General features: G+C 68.1%; 3 protein-coding genes, 1 pseudogene and 1 riboswitch. All 4 genes and pseudogenes read left to right on the top strand.

What is annotated here, in order from left to right:
• The first annotated feature begins 733 nt into the window (after positions 1-733).
• On the top strand, positions 734-1648 hold the full coding sequence (locus tag ACWC9T_RS40565; protein WP_449826046.1) for a ribosome-inactivating family protein: 915 nt from the start codon (positions 734-736) through the stop codon (positions 1646-1648).
• Positions 1649-2092: 444 nt separating this feature from the next.
• Positions 2093-2273, top strand: a riboswitch (cyclic di-AMP (ydaO/yuaA leader).
• 1622 nt (positions 2274-3895) lie between these two features.
• On the top strand, positions 3896-4663 hold the full coding sequence (locus tag ACWC9T_RS40560) for an FAD-dependent oxidoreductase (protein ID WP_449826047.1): 768 nt from the start codon (positions 3896-3898) through the stop codon (positions 4661-4663).
• A 43-nt stretch (positions 4664-4706) separates the two neighbouring features.
• Positions 4707-5009, top strand: a complete 303-nt coding sequence (locus ACWC9T_RS40555) for a Rieske (2Fe-2S) protein (protein ID WP_449826045.1) — start codon at positions 4707-4709, stop codon at positions 5007-5009.
• A 196-nt stretch (positions 5010-5205) separates the two neighbouring features.
• Positions 5206-5513, top strand: a pseudogene (locus ACWC9T_RS40550) (hypothetical protein); the annotation flags it as partial.

The raw sequence follows: 5513 nt of genomic DNA, 5'->3' as shown, positions 1-5513 counted from the left end.
GCGCCGGCCGGCACGCGATCACCCGAACGGGACCGAGAATCGAATCTCCGTCCGGCCCTCAAGCCCCAAGAGCGCTTTGATCACGGCTTCTCAGGGCTCCAGCCACGTGACGCCCTGCGTGCGGAGGCGCCCGCCAGGAGCGGCGCCCCAGCCTCCTGGCGTGGGTGAAATCCATCTGTCGAGCAGGCCCAGAGTGCCCAATCCCGAAGTAGGCCCTGGTCGGCGGCCGACCGGCTGCCAACCCGCCGACCAGGACGCACGGCTGAGGGCCTGTTCTCCCGCCGATGGCTGCGCCGAAGACGGCGGCGGTCCCGCTCCGCGAACCGCGGCCCGGGAGCCACGCTTCGGGAACGTCAGCACACGGCGATTCCACCACCGCACGGGACGCGACCGAGTAGTGCCGCTCGTCAGTCGATGTCGGGAACGAGCCCGATGCCTGCAGGGCAGTCGTCTACGACCTCCGCGGGGGCGGTACTGCATCTGGTCTCGCGCTCCAGGGGATCCGACACGAGCCGAGCCGCCAGGACCTGTCCGCCCGATCACGTGACTGTCGCCTGCCCGGGCCGTCGGCTTGGGACCGGCCGCCAGGCAGAGCGACTCCGCTGTGACACACGGGTGTTGACGGAGAGTTTGTTGAGCATTAGTGGAGCGTTAGCGGCTGTGATTAGCGTGGACATCTCCACAGACCCGGCCCGTTTCGTTCTGCGACACGGGCCGGTTCCCGAAGAGAGGCATGACCTTGAACCTGTTGTCCATGAAGTGGCCCAGGGCGGCCATCGCCGTCCTTGCCGCGCTGCTGGGGCTGATCCAGCTGACTGCGGCCCCGTCCGCCCGCGCAAACACCACCGAGACATGGACTGTCATGTATTGGGACATCACCACCCTCCAGCAAGGAGGCGCCCTGGCTGCCCAACGCTACGACGACATGGTGAGGGAGCTTCGCCAACTGACCGGCTACACGGTCGACGCCGACCACGGCGGCGTTCTCGGCAGGACCGAGGCTCAAGTGGGGCGGTACATCGAGATACGGATCACGGACAACGGCAACCAGTTCCTCAGCCTGTTCTACCGCACGAACAACCTCTACCTGGACGGCTTCAGGATGGCGGGCAGCAACTACAGGTTCAACGACGCCCAGCCCGAGCTGACACGGAACTTCGGGGGCGGCCGACAGCTCTTCACGACCATCTACTCGGGGAGTTACCAGAACGGCGGCCTGGACGTCAACAACGCCCGTGCGAATACCTCGTACATCGGGCCGAACCTGCGCAACCAGTTCATGGGACTGACCGGGTTCAACTACAACACCCGTGAAAACTACCGGCTGAACCTTGCGAACATCGTCCAGGCCACTTCGGAGGCAGCCCGTTTCGGGTGGATCCAGAACCGCATCTCGAACACCATCAGGAACGGCGGCGAAAACGACGGGAACGGCTGGCAGACGACTCTGGGAGCGTTCGGAATCGCGTTGGAGAACCGGTGGGCCCCCTTGACCCGACTGGCCTTCCGGAGCATGAACGGCGGCGCGGGAGATCCGGTGGAGGTCGACGGCCGTATCTACAGGAATTTGACGGACATGATGATGGCGGATCCGCCCCGACGCCCGCGCATCTCCTACCTGCTGGGACTGGGCAGCCAGGCAGGCTGACGACGCTCCGGAGGCGCTGAGCCCTTTCCAGCCCGTTGGCCAGCGGATCGGGTCGAGGTGTCCGAGGGCCCTCGCCGAATCGGCGAAGGCCCTCGAACCCGAGGCCGTACTGATCACCACCCCGTCGGGGCGCCAGTGCGCGCTCGGCCTGGAGACGCTCGACCAGCACCGCGACGCCGTAGCCGCCGACGCCTGCGTAGACGGTGTCGGCGACGTGGCGCGGGGCCGGGTCGGTGCCGCAACGTCATGATAAGAGCGATTTTCTGATCAAATAAATTATTTAATGACTTTTGGGCATTTGAGCACAGTTCTTTTGACGGAGCGTCAGTCGCCGGGCTTGTGCGACGTGGATGACAACGTCTTGTGATCGCCGATCCGGCTTGCCTAAGTTCAGGCGTTCGTATCTGCGGACCCTGCCGCCGGGACGTCGAGTCCTGCCCACCGGCCAGCAGGACGTCGAGCTCTGCATCGGGCAGGAGCGGGGGACCCAGGAAAGCGCCGTGCCCGCTCGGCCCGTTCAACGGGCCTGCCAGGACACGGCTAGGGGTGAAGCCGCTCATGCGCGGCCGGGCTACCTCGCGCCCGAACCCGACAGCTCACCCCGCAGGCGTCGCCGAGGGGTCCACCATGCCGTCTTCCCACCGTGGCCGACACCGTCGACCGCGCCACAGCCACGTCCCGCGCCTGGCCACCACCGCCGGAGTCGTCGGCGTCGGCCTGGCCATGCCGCTGATCACCGCCAGCGGAAGCTCCGCCGCCTCTCTCCGCCACCCCCACCATCACCCCCACGGTCCCACGGCGCCCGCCACCGCCCCGGCGCAGCACCACGACGCCTACGCCCCCGGCAACGCCCCCGGCCGCCGGAGCTCCCCGCGGGCCTTCGCCGCGCCCACCGCTTCGGGCGCACCGACGGCCTCCGCGGCGCCGACCGCAGCGTCCGCCCACGCATCCACCGCGCCGTCCACAGCCTGCCCGGCCCTGCCCTCACACACCCCCCAGCACCCGTCGGCATCGTCGCCGCCGGCCGCATCGGCCCCCGCCCCCACCGCGACGCCGAGGACATGCTGAACGAGCAGCCGCCGAACGACGGCCACCGGAAGAACATCCTGAGCACCTCGTTCACCCACATCGGCACATCGCCGTCCGCCGGGACGCCGACGGTACCGTCTGGATGACCCAGGACTTCTCCAACTGAGTCCAGGCCGTCCGCACACCGTCGGGGCGGCCACAGCACGCGGCCGCCCCGACGAACAGGCGCCTTCTGCGTCGCGAGCCGTGGGCGCGCACGGTGGCCGGTACCGACCGCCGCGCAACGCTGCCGCCGTCGGCGCCGGCCGTATCGCCGCAGCCACGGGCCCGACGTTCGTCTGCCGGGCCGAGGACTCGGTTCAGCCGGCCGAGCAGCTCGCCCGTGGCCGACTCACCGTCCCGCCGGGAGATCCCCCACCCACTGCCGCGACGTTCCGGCGCGCCCGTACGTGAGGTCCACTCGGCCGCACACCCCACCACGACACCCACCCGGCGGCCGTGCGACGCGTGTCCGACCGCTGCCGGCGGGCCGGGTACGAGAACCGTTCTGTGGATTTTGTTATCGGGGTCCGGTCCGTCGGTCTCCTGGGGGTCGGCGTGAACGGCGCGTCGGCGAGGAACGGAGGCGGATCCATGAGTAGTGAGTTCGAGACCGTGGTGATCGATGCGGTGGTGTCCGAGTCGGACGCGCAGGTTCAGAAGGTTGTCGGTCGGGTCGGTGTGCTCCCCTGTGAAGCCGGAGGGGTTGGCCGGGGCGTTGGACACGATGCTGGTCATGCTGCGTGCGCCGAAGGTGTCGTAGCCGTAGCGGATCTGCTGGATGACCCCCGAGCCCCAGGACCCCAACAGCGGCGTCCCCGGATCCTTCCCCGCCGCGTGAAACGCAGCCGGTCCAAGTTCGCCTGCAACGAGACCAAGAACGACAAGCCACTACAAAGAGTAACAACAGCGATCGCTGTCGCACTCTGCCCCAGCCCTTGAGAGCCTGCTCGCGGCCCTATCCTCATCCTCCCGGCATTGACTTTGAAGCACCCCTGGGTGACGTGGTCGGCGGCAGGTCGGCCTGGTTCGTCGTCGCCCCTTCGAGCCGGTGAACCACCGGCCTCCCGACGGTTCAGCGCAACCTTATGCGTTGATTAGCGGCACTTGTACTCACGGATTCCCGCGTCAAAATGACCCTACGATCGGACCAGTCGGTCCTCCTCTGCCCGGGCGGACCTGCTTTCTCCCGCTTTCCCGGATTTCCACGGAAACCAAGAAAGGAAAGGCCGATGTTCCGGTGCCGCTAACCCCATCCAGGCCTGGGCCGGAGGCGACGTCCGGCTCAGCGCGAACATCAGCGAATGGACCGACACTGGCTCAGGGCCGTGCCTCCGGATGGACGGCGGCGAGATGATCGACGCCGACTTCGTCGTCCTGGGGCTGGGTAGCGTGCCACGCACCGAACGGCTGGAGGGCAGCGGACCGGACGTCACCGACGGCGTGCTCTGCGACACCACCTGCCACGCAGTGGATCTGATCGGACGTCAGGTGCCTGACATCGTGGCAGCGGGCGACGTGGCCCGGTGGCCCAACGAGTGGTTCGACTCCACACCCCGACGGGTGGAACACCTGGTCCACGCCGTCGAGATGGGCAACACGCTGCCGGCTCCCCGCTCCGGGGCCCGCAGAGGCCGAGATGTTCACCCCAGTGCAACAACAGCTCACCCTCGCCTCCTCTCCGCCAGTCCGCCCACCGCAACCGTCCTGGCGCTCCTCATGACCCGCCGACTTCGAGAAAGGCTTCCCCATGCCCGAGAGCACGACTACCCAAGCGCAGCAGACTGCACCCACCCGCCGTGCCATGCTCTGCGGAACGGCCGGTATCGGCGGTGCAGCCGCACTGGCCCTGTGCGGTTGTTCATCGTCCGCGTCGACGGGATCCACCGCGATGGGAACCGACGACGCCCCCACTCCCGCCGCCATGGGTTCCTCAGCGTCCGATGACGCCGGCGGCGCTCCCGCGTCAAGCGGTGCGACGGGTCCGTCGATGTCCAGCGGCAGTACCGTCCTCGGCCAGGCGACGGACGTGCCGGTAGGCGGTGGCGTGGTCTTTCCGGCCGCCAAGGTCGTCGTCACCCAGGTGTCCGCGGGACAGTACAAGGCCTTCAGCGCCGTGTGCACCCACAAGGGCTGCACCGTCTCCAGCGTCTCCGGCGGACTCATCAAGTGCCCCTGCCACGGCAGCACCTTCAAGATTGCCGACGGCTCGGTCTCCGAGGGACCTGCCTCCTCCCCGCTGCCCTCGGTCCCGGTCAAGGTCGACAACGGGAAGCTGGTCATCGGCAGCTGACCGTCCCCGTGCACCGGGTCCCAGGCGGCAACGGTCCCGGTGCGGGGGCACGGACGCGGAACGACCAGGTACCCGGCGTGGCCCCACCAAGTGACACTGTTGGGAAATGGGGTCTGAGCTTGCGTCCCGTCGCCGTCAGGCGGCGGGAGGGTCTGTACGGTCTTCGGTGTAACTCCCGATCTTGAGAGAACACCTGATGAGCGACGTGATCGTCTCCGCTGAGGCGGTTGAAGAGGTCTGGCCGGTCGAGCTCGCGCCGGACGTGCTGGACGAGCAGTTGATCGGGCAGTTGGTCGACCGGGCTCGCGCCGGAGGCATCAAGCTGACCGGTCAGGGCGGTCTCCTGCAGCAGCTGACCAAGCGGGTGCTGGAGGCCGCCCTGGAGGGCGAGATCACCGACCACCTCGGCTTACTGACTTCGGCTCGTCAGGGTGACGTTGGGGTGTCGAGGGTCAGGCCGGTGCCGGCTATGAAGCCGTCGAGGGTGTCGGGCCGGTACTGCAG

It is taken from the genome of Kitasatospora sp. NPDC001159 (assembly GCF_053598235.1).
This window is presented reverse-complemented; position numbering and strand designations above follow the sequence as displayed.